Annotated in this window: 14 protein-coding genes; 4 read left to right on the forward strand and 10 right to left on the reverse strand. The window is 62.9% G+C overall.

Annotated features, from left to right (window positions below; all coding sequences use genetic code 11):
* The first annotated feature begins 279 nt into the window (after window positions 1-279).
* On the forward strand, window positions 280-1,839 hold the full coding sequence (gene ilvA / locus BA190_RS06775) for a threonine ammonia-lyase, biosynthetic (RefSeq protein WP_371260298.1): 1,560 nt from the start codon (window positions 280-282) through the stop codon (window positions 1,837-1,839).
* A 535-nt stretch (window positions 1,840-2,374) separates the two neighbouring features.
* Here the strand turns inward: ilvA and BA190_RS06785 are convergent.
* From BA190_RS06785 to BA190_RS06815, 7 genes are all read right to left on the reverse strand, one after another.
* Window positions 2,375-2,662 (reverse strand): hypothetical protein, encoded by a 288-nt coding sequence (locus BA190_RS06785; protein WP_068284544.1) that lies wholly within the window; start codon window positions 2,660-2,662, stop codon window positions 2,375-2,377.
* Window positions 2,663-2,864: 202 nt separating this feature from the next.
* Window positions 2,865-4,013: a hypothetical protein gene (locus tag BA190_RS06790; protein WP_068284545.1), complete on the reverse strand. Its 1,149-nt coding sequence runs from the start codon at window positions 4,011-4,013 to the stop codon at window positions 2,865-2,867.
* An 89-nt stretch (window positions 4,014-4,102) separates the two neighbouring features.
* Window positions 4,103-4,564 (reverse strand): molybdenum cofactor biosynthesis protein MoaE, encoded by a 462-nt coding sequence (locus BA190_RS06795; RefSeq protein ID WP_068284546.1) that lies wholly within the window; start codon window positions 4,562-4,564, stop codon window positions 4,103-4,105.
* Between the two features lie 19 nt (window positions 4,565-4,583).
* Complete coding sequence (gene moaD, locus BA190_RS06800) at window positions 4,584-4,835, reverse strand: molybdopterin converting factor subunit 1 (RefSeq protein WP_068284548.1); 252 nt, start codon at window positions 4,833-4,835, stop codon at window positions 4,584-4,586.
* Window positions 4,836-4,854: 19 nt separating this feature from the next.
* Window positions 4,855-5,472: a CDP-diacylglycerol--glycerol-3-phosphate 3-phosphatidyltransferase gene (gene pgsA, locus BA190_RS06805; RefSeq protein WP_371260296.1), complete on the reverse strand. Its 618-nt coding sequence runs from the start codon at window positions 5,470-5,472 to the stop codon at window positions 4,855-4,857.
* Window positions 5,473-5,498: 26 nt separating this feature from the next.
* Window positions 5,499-7,466 (reverse strand): excinuclease ABC subunit UvrC, encoded by a 1,968-nt coding sequence (uvrC, locus tag BA190_RS06810; protein ID WP_082979525.1) that lies wholly within the window; start codon window positions 7,464-7,466, stop codon window positions 5,499-5,501.
* A gap of 104 nt (window positions 7,467-7,570) precedes the next feature.
* Entirely contained in the window at window positions 7,571-8,320 is a 750-nt protein-coding gene (locus BA190_RS06815) for an SDR family oxidoreductase (RefSeq protein ID WP_082979526.1), read from the reverse strand.
* Window positions 8,321-8,575: 255 nt separating this feature from the next.
* Here BA190_RS06815 and BA190_RS06820 point away from each other — a divergent pair, with 255 nt between their 5' ends.
* Together BA190_RS06820 and BA190_RS06825 are read left to right on the forward strand one after the other, a co-directional pair.
* On the forward strand, window positions 8,576-9,043 hold the full coding sequence (locus tag BA190_RS06820; protein ID WP_068284555.1) for a hypothetical protein: 468 nt from the start codon (window positions 8,576-8,578) through the stop codon (window positions 9,041-9,043).
* Window positions 9,044-9,319: 276 nt separating this feature from the next.
* The gene (locus tag BA190_RS06825) at window positions 9,320-9,955 is read left to right on the forward strand and encodes an outer membrane protein (protein WP_068284556.1); all 636 of its coding nucleotides are present in this window, start codon (window positions 9,320-9,322) and stop codon (window positions 9,953-9,955) included.
* A 66-nt stretch (window positions 9,956-10,021) separates the two neighbouring features.
* Here the strand turns inward: BA190_RS06825 and BA190_RS06830 are convergent, their stop codons facing one another.
* Window positions 10,022-10,918 (reverse strand): DMT family transporter, encoded by an 897-nt coding sequence (locus BA190_RS06830; protein ID WP_068284558.1) that lies wholly within the window; start codon window positions 10,916-10,918, stop codon window positions 10,022-10,024.
* Window positions 10,919-11,039: 121 nt separating this feature from the next.
* Between BA190_RS06830 and BA190_RS06835 the strand changes: the two genes are divergently transcribed.
* The gene (locus BA190_RS06835; protein ID WP_068284560.1) at window positions 11,040-11,735 is read left to right on the forward strand and encodes a YafY family protein; all 696 of its coding nucleotides are present in this window, start codon (window positions 11,040-11,042) and stop codon (window positions 11,733-11,735) included.
* 342 nt (window positions 11,736-12,077) lie between these two features.
* Here BA190_RS06835 and BA190_RS06840 read toward each other — a convergent pair whose 3' ends face one another.
* A complete protein-coding gene (locus BA190_RS06840; protein WP_068284562.1) occupies window positions 12,078-12,680 on the reverse strand; it encodes a glutathione S-transferase family protein in 603 nt (200 codons plus the stop codon).
* A 90-nt stretch (window positions 12,681-12,770) separates the two neighbouring features.
* Window positions 12,771-12,983 carry a cold-shock protein gene (locus BA190_RS06845; RefSeq protein ID WP_068284736.1) on the reverse strand — a complete coding sequence of 71 codons (213 nt, stop codon included), beginning with the start codon at window positions 12,981-12,983 and terminating at the stop codon, window positions 12,771-12,773.
* Between the last annotated feature and the right edge of the window lie 66 nt (window positions 12,984-13,049).

A 13,049-nucleotide genomic window follows, 5' to 3' on the forward strand; every position in this document is an offset into this window, starting at 1 on the left:
AGCGCCGCCGCCATGTCGTTGGCGTCATTGGCCGGGTTCACCAAAGGCGTCACCGAGCGATAGGCACTGTTGCCGATCACCAGCGCCGCCTTCTGGGCTGCACCGGCCGGCAGCACACCAGCCAGAACGACAGCGGCAAGGAAGAACAGACGGATCAGGCAGGCCATGATGAGGTCTCAGGAGAGCAAGGGCGCGACATTATCTCCGCCAGCGCGCGCAAATCAAACGTGACAGCGCCATGCGAACGCCTCAAAGATGGAAGCCGACAGGCTTTTCTACATGGGAGCGCTCAACCGCTCCCCTCTTTCGACAGTCAGGTGCGTTGTGATCGAATATGTCCGCCGAATCCTCGATGCCCGTGTCTATGACGTGGCCCAGAGAACGCCCCTGGACCCGATGGTGCGGCTCAGCCAGCGCCTGAATGCGGAAATCCTGCTCAAGCGCGAGGATCTCCAGCCGATCTTCTCCTTCAAGATCCGTGGCGCCTATAACCGCATCGCCCGCCTGTCGCAGGAGGCTAAGGCCGCCGGCGTGATCTGCGCTTCCGCCGGCAACCACGCCCAGGGTGTCGCCCTTTCGGCAACGAAGCTCGGGATCGCCGCCACCATCGTCATGCCGATCACCACGCCGCGCATCAAGGTCGACGCCGTGCGCTATTGGGGCGGCAAGGTCGTGCTCAAGGGCGACGCCTTCGACGAGGCCTATGCCCATGCCAGGGAACTCGAACGCGAGCACGGCCTCACCTTCGTCCACCCCTATGACGACGGCGACGTCATCGCCGGCCAGGGCACCGTGGCCGTCGAGATGCTGCACCAGCATCCCGGCCCGATCGAGGCGGTCTTCGTGCCGATCGGCGGTGGCGGGCTGGCCGCGGGCATCGCCTCCTATGTCAAGTTCCTGCGCCCGGAAACGAAGGTGATCGGCGTCGAGCCGGTGGATGCCGCCTCGATGAAGGCGGCGATCGAGGCCGACGAGCGCGTGGTGCTGGACCGCGTCGGCCTGTTCGCCGACGGCGTCGCCGTGCGCCAGGCGGGCGAGGAAACCTTCCGGATCTGCCGCGAGCTGCTCGACGACGTCCTGGTTGCCGATACCGACGCCATGTGCGCGGCGATCAAGGACATCTTCGAAGATATGCGAGTGTTGTCAGAACCGGCCGGCGCCCTCTCGCTCGCAGGCCTGAAGGCCTATGCACAGGCCAATCCCGAGAGAAGCGGAGCGCTGATCGCCGTCAACAGCGGTGCCAACCTCAATTTCGACCGCCTGCGCCATGTCGCCGAACGAGCCGAAGTGGGCGAGGCCCGTGAGATCCTCCTTGCTGTCACCATTCCCGAGGAAACAGGAAGCTATCGCCGCTTCATCGAGGTGCTGGGCAACCGCATCGTCACCGAGTTCAACTATCGCTATGCCGGCGGCAGCCAGGCCCATGTCTTCGTCGGTTTGAAGCTGGCCGATGCCAAGCGGCAGAAGAGCGAGATCATCGGGCAGCTCGAGCGGCTCGGCTATGGCGTCGTCGATATCAGCGCCGACGAGACCGCCAAGCTGCATGTGCGTTATATGGTGGGAGGACGGGCGCCCGGCCTGACGGACGAACTGGTGCTGCGCTTCGAGTTTCCCGAACGTCCCGGCGCCCTGCTCAAATTCCTCGACGGAGTCGGCTTCGACTGGAACATCACCCTGTTCCACTACCGCAATCACGGCGCGGATTACGGTCGTGTGCTGGTTGGAATCCAGGTTCCGGAGGCCGATCGGCCACGCCTTTTCGAGCGCCTGGAAGAGCTCGGCTACCCCTATGAGGACGAGAGCGCCAACGACGCCTATCGCCTCTTCCTGCGCGGTTGAACGGCGTGCCGCCAGGCACGCACGCTCCTTCACGAAAAATTAAGCAATAACAATCGGTTAAGGCTTCTCGTAAAGCCGGCTACCGCTATGCTCCACGCCCATAGCAGCAATGCTAAATAACATGCCCGCGGCGTGCTTTTCGACACTACATAAACACCGAAAAGTCGCAATAAGTCTTACAAGTAGAGACGAGGCGTTAACCGCGCCGCGTTACAATGAAAGGTGAGTTGGAGTCAGTACGATGCGTTTGGCGGGATTGTTTGCAGCAAAGGACGGATTTGAAGAAGGCGACATAGCTGGTGTGACGATCGACGTCGTCACCGGGCTGCTTGCCGGTCTCGCCCTGATCATCGGTGTCTGGCTGCTCGGCAGCGCGTTGAACGCGGATGCCAGCCATATCGCTTCGGCGCTGGCCCGCTGAGAACGCATCGATCATCACGAATGAAGTGAAGCAGTCCAGTCTCTCGCCGTAGGAGACCGGACCGCCTCACCGTGCTTATGATGACGCAGCTGCCGTAACACCCGGTCGCAGCGACTATTTGCTCATCGAATTCTTGATCATGCCGACGATGACCTGAAGGATCGCGCCGCCGGCACCGCCGCCGATGACGTTGGTGACGATCGAGCCGATGTCGAAATTCCCCGACTGCATGGAGGCCGCCACGGACGGCCAGACAGCGGTGATGATTTGGCCGAGCACACCGCCACCCACCAGGCCGGCGATGATGTTGCCGATATTGCCCATGTCGAATTGCGGCAGAGCCTTGCCTGAGCCGGCGCCGCCAAGCGCGCCCGCTACCAGGTTGATAAGAATCTGTTCCATTGTCGACTTCCGCTTTCAGTGGCGGCTGGTTGCTGAAAAGATGACCGCCTGCGACAATCTGTACAGATTCTGGTTTCGTTTCAATTAATCCGCTGATCGAACCCCGCTTCAGGGCGCCTTATACAAAGTGAAACCTGTGTATTTCGTGTTTGCAGCGGCGTTCCGCCTGAAACGAAAGCTCGCTGCATTGATCCGCGGTACCCTATCCACCCTGAAGTGCCTTGAAATCGCGCTGCCAGATTGCACCGGTGATATAGCGCAGAACAGAATTGCCGCGTTCGGTATCGGGTGCGCCCATCAGTGAGAGCAGGGCCACACAGGCCTCCCTTGCCTGATGCACCGTCACCGCGGGCTCCCGGCCGGTTCGCTGGGCACCGGTCTGGCCATCCCGGCCGGCAGCATTCTTCCACTTGTCGGCGAAGATCCTCGCCCCCTCCTTGGCGGTGTCGCAATCGCCATAGGGCAGCGCGATCACCACACCATTGCTGGCGGGCTCCTTCGTCTCGACATCGGCAATGACCACCCCGAGGGACACGGGCGTGGGCGGCTTCTTCGCCCGCTCGGCCATCTTGTCCGCCAGCACTTTCTTGTCGACGGTGGGCGAGGTTGCCATCATGTCCAGCACATCGTCCCCCTGCATCCAGATCGCCGGGGTGAGCACGATCGCCTGCAGGACCGAGCCTTGGGCGGCCACCTTCTCGATGGCATCGAGGGCGGCCTCAACCGGCGCCAGACCGGCGAGGCTGGTCTTGACCGAAACGGCGCCTGCCTCGGCAGCAGCCCCGGGGTCGGGCGATTGCGCCACGCCACTGGCGAAGGGCGCCAACATCGATGCCCGCCCCAGAGGACCGAAGAAAGGATTGGTGACGCTGCGTTTGGTGAAATCGAGCTTCATCGGCTCACCATTGCGCCATATGCCGTTGACCTGGCTGAAGCCGCGCTTGGCGAGCCCCTCCACGAAAGGAGCGGATATGGCGGGCTCCGTGAAGCGCCAGATGACGACGGCCCGTGGCGGTGTGCCATATTCAGTAAAGCTGGCAATGTCGTCGTGCTTCAAGCCGGTACTATCTTTCCAGGACGCTTCGTCGCTGTAAAAGAATGCCTTTGCCGTGTCGCTGCCGCCCAAATTTACCCGCAGCCGCATCGCGGCGGGATCCCCTGCATAGAGCTTGCGTAATTCCGACAGACCGACAAAGCTGGCGGCAATGCCGTTGCGATCCATCGCGACCTTGGCAGGAACGTGGGACAGGGCACGCCGCAGTTCCGAATCGGCCGAGGCCGCTCCTGCGACGCCGCATAGCAAGGTCGCCACCGCTGCGGCGCCCGCGAGCTTTCTCAATCCATCCGGCATGAAAATCTCTCCTGTCCATCGCAACGGCGGCAATGGCACGCCGGAAGCGGCCAAGTCTGTCGCCAAGGGAACGCATCAGGGGAACCGCATCAAGGCTTCTTCGTTTCCCAGCGCGCCACGGCTGCGTCGTCCTCGTCCTTGGCGGCGACCCAGCCGGTGCCAGAGGCACGCTCTTCCTTCTTCCAGAAGGGGGCGCGGGTCTTGAGATAGTCCATCAGGAAGGAAGCGGCCTCGAAGGCAGCCTGGCGATGCATCGAGGCCGTCACCACCAGCACGATATTGTCGCCCGGCACCAGCCTGCCATGGCGATGGATGATGGCAACGCCCTGCAGGGGCCAGCGCTCGCGCGCTTCCGCCTCGATCCGCTCGAGCTCGGCCTGGGCCATCTCGGGATAATGATCGAGCGTCATGGCGCTGGTACGGTCGTCGTCCGGCCCCGCCCGGCAGATGCCGATGAAATTGACCACGGCACCGATATCGGTCCGCCCGCGGGTCAAGGCGGCAACCTCGGCCGAAACGTCGAAATCCTCGCGCTGCAGACGAACGCTCACCGTATCAGCTCCCGCCGGCTCAGCCGCCCGTCATGGGCGGGAAGAAGGCAATCTCACCCGCACCGGCAATCGGTGCGGCCGGCTTGACATGGCGCCGATCGATCGCCGCCCTGACGATCTTGCGGTTCTCGAAGGCATGGGCATGGGCTTCGCTGCGCTCGGACAGGAACTGCATCAGATCCTCGACCGTCCTGACCTCGGCCGGCAGGTCGACTTCCTCTTCCGGCACGCCGATGCGCTCGCGCAGCCAGGCGAAATAGATCAGCTTCATCGCACGTCCTCCAGCCTCATTACGCATCTTCGAGGAGATGCTGCACGCCGCTGCGGAAGTAATCATACCCCGTATAGAGCGTCACCACAGCCGAAACCCACAGCAACACCAGGCCGATGATCGTGCAGCCCGGCAGGACGGCATCGCCGGCCGGCCCCGCCAGCAGGAAACCGATCGCCAGCAGCTGGACGGTGGTCTTCCATTTGGCCAGCCGCGTTACCGGCACGGAAACCCGCAATTCGGCCAGGAACTCCCTCAAGCCGGAAACCAGGATCTCGCGGCACAGGATGACGATCGCCGCCCACACGGACAAATTGTCGGTGGTAATGGTTCCCGTCGCCGCCAGCATGAGCAGGCAGGACGATACCAAGAGCTTGTCGGCGATCGGATCGAGCATGCGTCCGAGCGAGGATTGCTGCCCCCAGGCCCTGGCAAGATAGCCATCGAAATAGTCCGTCACCGCCGCCAGGGCGAACGCCCCGAAGGCGACCCAGCGTACCCAGATGACCTCCGGCCAGAACAGGCAGGCCACGACCACCGGCACCGCCGCGATCCGGCCATAGGTGAGGATGTTCGGCAGGGAGAGCGGTGAGGTCCGCTTGGTGGGCGCAGGTGATGTCATGGCTTGAAGGAACATGGCGCGGGCCGCGCCGTCAACCGGGTTTAAGATGCCTTGTCGTGGAAGAAGTCGTAGACCTTGCGGGCGGTCGCCTGATCGATGCCCGGACAGCCTTCGAGATCGGCCATCGAAGCCCGTTCGATTGCCTTGAGAGTGCCGAAATGCCGCAGCAGCGCACGTTTGCGCTGCGGGCCGATGCCGCCGATTTCCTGGAGCCCTCCTTCCTTCAGCGATTTGGAGCGCTTCTGGCGATGGGCACCGATGGCGAAGCGGTGGGCTTCGTCACGCAGGCGCTGCACGAAATAGAGCACGGGATCGCGCGGGGCGAGCTTGAAGGGGGGCTTGCCCTCGACGATGAAGGTCTCGCGGCCGGCATCGCGATCGACACCCTTGGCGACGCCGACCAGCGCGACATCCTCGACACCGAGGTCGGCGAAAACCTCGCGGGCCACCTGCAACTGGCCGGCACCGCCGTCGATGAGCACGAGGTCGGGCCAGGTCGGCATCACGACATCGTCCGGCTCCGCCGCCTCGCCCGGCTCGTCCTTGGGTGTCTCCTTGATCAGGCGGGAAAAGCGTCGCTCCAGCACTTCGCGCATCATGCCGTAGTCGTCGCCCGGCGTGATCTCCGTCGATTTGATGTTGAACTTGCGATAATGCGTCTTGGCGAAGCCTTCGCGTCCGGCCACGATCATGCCGCCAACGGCGTTGGTGCCCATGATGTGGGAGTTGTCATAGACCTCGATGCGGCGCGGTGGCTCTTCGAGGCTGAAAGCCTCGGCGACGCCCTCCAGCAGCTTGAGCTGCGAGGAGGATTCGGCCAGGCGGCGCCCAAGGGCCTCGCGGGCATTGGTGAGGGCATGTTCGACGAGGTCGCGCTTCTCTCCCCGCTTCGGCGTCGCGATCTCGATACGATGGCCGGCACGCAGCGACAGCGCCTCACGCAGGATCTCCCCGCCCTCGACCTCATGCGAAAGCAGCACCAGCTTGGGCGCCGGCTTGTCGTCGTAGAACTGGCCGAGAAAGGCATCGAGCACTTCGGCCTCGCTGAGCGTACGGTCGGCCTTGGGAAAATAGGCCCGGTTGCCCCAGTTCTGGCCGGTGCGGAAGAAGAAGACCTCGATGCAGAACTGGCCGGCCTGCTCGTGTACGGCAAAGACGTCCGCCTCCTCGATCGAGCGCGGATTGATGCCCTGCGTTGACTGGATGGCCGAAAGCGCCGCGAGCCTGTCGCGATAACGGGCGGCACGCTCGAATTCCAGGGTCTCGGCGGCCTGCTCCATTTCATGCGCCATCGCTTCCTTGATGGCCTTGGACTTGCCGGTCAGGAAGGCGCGCGCCTCGCTGACCAGGCCGGCATAATCCTCGATGGAGACCTCGCCGGTACAGGGAGCCGAGCAGCGCTTGATCTGGTGCAGCAGACAGGGGCGCGTGCGGGTGGAGAACACCGAATCCGTACAGGATCGGATGAGAAAGGCACGCTCCAGGGCATTCATCGTGCGGTTAACCGCCAGGACGCTGGCGAAGGGACCGAAATAATCGCCCCTGCGCGTGCGCGCCCCGCGATGCTTGGTCAGCTGGGGCGCAGGATGGTCACCCGTCAGCAGGATATAGGGAAAGGACTTGTCATCGCGCAGCAGCACGTTGAAGCGCGGTTTCAGGCTCTTGATCAGGTTGATCTCGAGCAGCAGCGCTTCGGTTTCCGTCTGGGTCGTGACGAATTCCATCGCCGCCGTCTCGGCGATCATGCGGGCGATGCGCGCCGTCGGCGCGATACCGCGGGCATAGCTCGCCACCCGTTTCTTGAGTGAATGCGCCTTGCCGACATAGAGCACCGTGCCTTCCGCATCGATCATGCGATAGACACCCGGCGCATTGGGCAGCGTCTTCCAGAAGGCGTGAATGACTGCCGTTCCCGCCCGCAGCGACGATGGCACGGCTTTCTCGTCGAAGGCGAGGTCGACGGAGGAGGAAGCTTCCTCGGTTTCGGCAAGATCGGGCGAGTCGGTCATGGCTTGATAAATAGGACGCAGGAGGCACGCTGACGAGAGGGCATGCTAAATGCCGGTGAAATTGGCCACCACCGCCGGCGTGCCCGGATCAATGCGTCCGGCCTCTACTCAGCCCAGGCCAGGTGCTGGCCCCCGTCGACGGCGATCATCTGGCCGCTGACGCTGCGGGCACGGGCCAGATAAAGCACGGCCTCCACGATGTCCTCCACGGCGCTGCCATGGCCGAGCGGTGTGCCGGCCGCCTCGGCGGCGAATTCCTCAGGTGTCTGCGAGGCGGCCTGCAGGGTCGGGCCGGGACCGATGCCGTTGACGCGGATATGTGGCGCCAGGGCCTGGGCCAGGGTCTGCGTGGCGACATGCAGCACGGATTTGCTGAGATAATAGGACACATAGTCCGGCCGGGGGTTCAGCACGCGCTGGTCGATCAGGTTGACGATGGAGGGATCGCAGGCAAGCGGGTCGACCTGGGCCGCAAAGGCCTGGGCGAGAAAGATCGGGGCCTGGGCATTGACGGCGAATTGCCGGTTCCAGATCTGCGCCTGGAGACTGCCGACGCTGTCGGGCTCGAACATCGAGGCCGAATTCACCAGCAGATCGAGGACGCCGATGCCGGCGCGCGCCTCCTCGACAATTGCACTTACCTCGTCGCCCGCGGCCAGATCACCCACGGCGATGCATGTCCTGCGTCCCATGGCCGCGATTTGTGCCGCCACATCCTCCGCTTCCGCGCGCGAACGATTGCAATGGAGCGCGACATCATATCCGGCCTGGGCCAGGCCAAGCGCAATGCTCCGACCGATACGCTTGGCGGCACCCGTCACCAAAGCGCGTTGCGCACGAGCCTTTTCCACCATTTTCTCCATTCCTTCCGCAGGCTTGTCTTCATACTGCGTTTACGATGCAGGCAGATTGCTGCCCAGCGTTAACGTCGATCAACCATTGGGCAGTGTTCAAGTGACGGACTGGCCGATGCCAGCACTGGAGCAAAACGCGCGCATGGCTGAACGTTTTTTGCTCCAGCTCTTTGGTTCGACGCGCGCTTGTGATTCGTGGTGGCTCCCTCCAATCGCAAGACGCTTTGGCACCGGAACGGGCAACACTGGGACACGATGCTGAAGGTCACTTTCCTCACTTGCGCGATCCTGGCCTGGCAGCCCCTCATTGGAGTGGCGCAGGCTGGCGAGGCTGTGCCCGGGGCGCCCTCCGCCCTGTCGCTGGTGTGGACCGGTCGCTTCATTGCCGTGACCAAGGCGCCGGTGCTGGCTAGCGTCGCCCCGCAGGCTGCCGCCAAGCCGGCCCGCCCGGCAACCGGTGATGACGACATCGATATCGTCGGTTCCATCCCGGCGGATGCCTCGAGAGAAAACGGTAAGAATCGCGCGCTCACACGCATCGCGCGCCCGGCAGGCCTTTGCCTTCTGCCCGGCCTGACCTCGGGCCGGGGCGATGATCTGGCTTGCGGCGGCGCCCAGCATAATCGCTGGTCGGCCCGGGCGACGGCGTTCAACTATGATTTGGGCACGGTCCATTCCGATTTTGCCAATGCGCCCGAGCCCTATGCGGCCGGCTGGGAATGACAAGCTATTTAACGGTGCAATAATTCACGAAATTAATCTCTCGTTAACCATAATAATCCCGTAGTTACGTTAAGTCAATTTACAGAACATACATCATGGTTAACAAAATATTTCAAATATAATTGAAATCATTGCCATAATATTGCCTTGTTAAATCTACTTAATAAACCCATCAGGCAACCTTCTCTTAAGAGTCTTCACGTAACACGGTCGCATGATTGTTCGATGGGTTGGGGATACCGGCGTCATCGCGTGTATGAGTTCCAGGAGTTCACGATGAAAAAGCTTCTTCTCGCTACAGCAGTGACGCTGATCACCGGGGCCGCCTTTGCGGCCGACATTCCGCCCTATCAGGAGCCCGCTCCGGCCTACCAGGCACCGGCCTCGAACGTGACCTGGACGGGCTTCTATGCCGGTATCAATCTCGGCTATGGCTTTTCCGGCGACTTCGATGCCGATCGCGGCGTCCGCCTGAACGAGGCCAGCGGCTTCACTGGCGGTGTCCAGGCCGGCTACAACATGCAGTACGATCCGATCGTGGTCGGCATCGAAGGCTCGCTGAACTATGCCGACATCACCGACAAATATGACGGCCACAAGGGCACCTACGGCTTCAACGGCTCGATCACGCCCCGTCTCGGCTACGCCATGGGCGACTTCCTGCCCTATATCAAGGCCGGCCTGGCTTTCGGCGATACGGAGATCAATCGCTTCGGCGCCAAGGATTCGCAGTGGCAGGTCGGCTGGACCGCGGGCTTCGGTGCCGAATATCGCGTGACCCCGGAAGTGTCGGTCCGGGCGGAATACAACTATACCAGCTACGGTAAGGATGACTTCGACATCCGCAGCGGTATCGTCAAGGCCGGCTATAGCGGCAGCGACATCAAGCTGGGCGTGAACTATCACTTCTAATCCATTCGGAAGACAGCGCTCCGAAAAGGCCCGGCACAACGCCGGGCCTTTTTCGTTCGACGATCGTCAGCCGGACTGGGCCGTTGACGTCCGGCCTTCCCAGACCATGCTGCCCACCACCGCCAGGAGAACCACGCCGCCGCCCGCCAGGGCAGCCGTTCCCGGCGCTTCTCCGAAAGCAAGCCAGACCCACAGGGGCGCAAGCGGTGTCTCCAACGCCCCGATCAACGCCGTCTGGGCCGCCGGAATGAACTTCGCGCCAATGGTGAAGCAGACCAGAGCCAGGCCCATATTGCTCACGCCGAACGCCACCAGCATGCCGACCTCGCGGCCATCCATCGGCCAGCTCGACATCAAGGGCGCGCTGATCAGGGCCGGCACCAGCGCCGACAGGCAGGCCGCCGGCACCAGCGGCACATCGGGGAAGCGCCGCCGCATCACCACGAAGGCGGCCACCAGCACGGTCATCGCCAGCGCAAGGGCATCGCCGATCAGGCTCCCCTGCCCGCTGCCGCCCGCCACGGTCAGCACCACGCCCACGACGGCGAACAGGCTTGCGACCAGCACCGCCGCGGAAGCCCGTTCGCGCATCACCAGCCAGGCCAAGCCCGCCGCCACGAAAGGCACCGTCGCGTAGATGATCGAGACATGGGCCACGCTGGTAAGGCGCAGCGATGCCACGAAACAGGCCATGCCCAGGCTGGACAGCAGGCAAAAGCCCAGGCCGACCCATCCCATCGCCCTGAAGCTGCGCCAGGTGTTGCGGCCTTCCAGCGCCAGGATGAAGGCGAGGCTGGTGGCTGCGCCGAACAGGCCGCGCCAGAACAGCAGGGCGGCAATGTCGAGAGGCACCGCCCGCGTGAAATAGCCGGCCGAACTCCACAGGATGGCGGAGGCCGTCACCAGCGCCACGCCGACATGGCGCGGCGAGAATGCGGCCGGTATGCTCCCTTCGATGGACATGGCAATCTCCGATATGGCTGGATGCCGATTGACAGATGCCGATTGAAGCAGAACCCTGCTGCCAAGAATCTGTCAGCAGTCAGCGGTCTCTGCACGGACCGCAATCACCGGCTTGTTTCCCATGCGTCGCACCACACGCCTGTTCGAGATCATCCAATTGCTGCGTGTCGCCAAGAAGCCGGTGACGGCCGAGGCGATCGCCACGCAACTCGAAGTCGCCAAACGCACCATCTATCGCGACATCGCTTCGCTCCAGGCCCTTTCGGTGCCTATCTATGGCGAAGCCGGCATCGGTTATGTCATGCGCTCCGGCTATGACCTGCCGCCGCTGATGCTGTCGATCGAGGAGGTCGAGGCTCTCGTGGTCGCGCTCGGACTGCTGGAGCGCACCGACGACCGCGCGCTCAAGGCGGCAGCGGGCTCGATCCGTGCCAAGATCGCCACCGTCCTGCCGATCGCCAATCGCGAGCCTATCGACAAGACCAGCCTTTTCGTGCCGCAATGGATCCATCCCGAGCCGATCAGCATCGATCTTGCCGCCATTCGCCTGGCCATTCGCGACGAACGCAAATTGCTGCTGCACTACGCCGACGTCGAGGGGCGGGAAAGCCGGCGGGTCATTCGCCCTATCGCCATGGTCTATTATGTCGAGGTGATGCATGTCGTGGCCTGGTGCGAACTGCGCCGGGACTTCCGCAGTTTCAGGGCCGACCGCATCCGCCATTGCGAGGCCATGCAGGAGCGTTTCGAGGGAGAGAGCGCTGCTTTGCGCGCGGCCTGGGAGGCACGCCAGCGTGAAGAAGCAGGGCAGCGGTAGAGCAAAGCGCGTTCAAGACTGAACGCTTGTTTGCTCTAACTCCTTGGTTCGACGCGTCTTTGCGATTCGAGGTGACTCCGTCAAATCGCAAAACGCCATAGCGCCCGGTTAGGCTTTCAGGCCGAGCCTCGAAAGTACTGATCCGTCGAAAACGGGTTTCCCTGGGATCACAGGCATCCTTGCCTGCTCTTCCGGTCCTCTTGCCGGTGCGTTCACGGAAGCAGGCAAGGATGCCTGCGATTGTCTATTCGAATCCAGTCCTGAAAGCCTAGCTTGTGGATGCCTCCAGCCCGGCGGCCATCGGGCTGGAAGCGTGAGGGGCCGCCGTTCAGGCCCATCGTTTCATTGCGGACGCGTCAGGCCGAAAGCCGGGATTTCCGCCTCGAAGGCGGCCAGCCAGGCTTGCAGCTTGGGATGATGCTGCCGCCAGGTTCCGGCAAAGCGCAAATCGAGATAGCCGAGCGCGCAGGCCAGCGCGATGCTTCCCGCGTCCAATGCCGGGTCGAAGCCCCCTGCCCGTGCCTCGAATTGAGCCAGGCCACGCGCGACCTTGCCGGCCTGGATGTCGAGCCATTTGGCGCTGCGCTGGTCTTCGGGACGTATCCTTGCTTCATAGACCTGGAGCAGGGAGGCATCCATGATGCCGTCCGCAAGGGCCTGACGGGTCAGCACCTCATAGCGTTCCGGGCCCTGCGGCATGATCCGCCCGCCTCCTGCGAGGTGGTCGAGATAATCGAGAATGACCCGGCTGTCGTAGAGGATCGTCCCGTCCTCCAGGATCAGCACCGGGATCTTGCCGAGCGGGTTCTGCCCGCGCAGGCTGTCCTGCGGATCATTGGTATCCGCCGGGACCACGGTGATGCGATCGGACAGGCCGAGATAGTGGGCGGCGATCTTGACCTTCCGGCCGAAGGGCGAAGGCGGCGAGGAGCGCAATTGCATGATGGAGCCGAAATCCAGGTGCTGGAATCACGAGCGCCTGCAAGCGCTCATCCATCCATTACCGCATTTCAGCCGCAAGTGCGGAAATACCGATCAGGCCTTCACCAGATTGACGGCCTTCGGTCCCTTGCCCTTCTTGTCGGGCTCGACATCGAAGGAGATCTTCTGGCCTTCAGACAATGTACCCAGACCGGAACTCTCGACTGCGGTGATGTGAACAAAGATGTCGCGTCCACCATCGTCAGGCGTTATGAAGCCATAGCCTTTTTGGGTGTTGAAGAACTTGACGGTGCCGCTCTGCGCCATCTTACGCTCCCAGTCCCGATCTGGCCGGATGACCAGATCCATTCCACACCAGTACGCAATGAGTTT

The sequence above is a fragment of the Labrys sp. WJW genome, assembly GCF_001676615.1.
GTDB lineage: Bacteria > Pseudomonadota > Alphaproteobacteria > Rhizobiales > Labraceae > Labrys > Labrys sedimenti.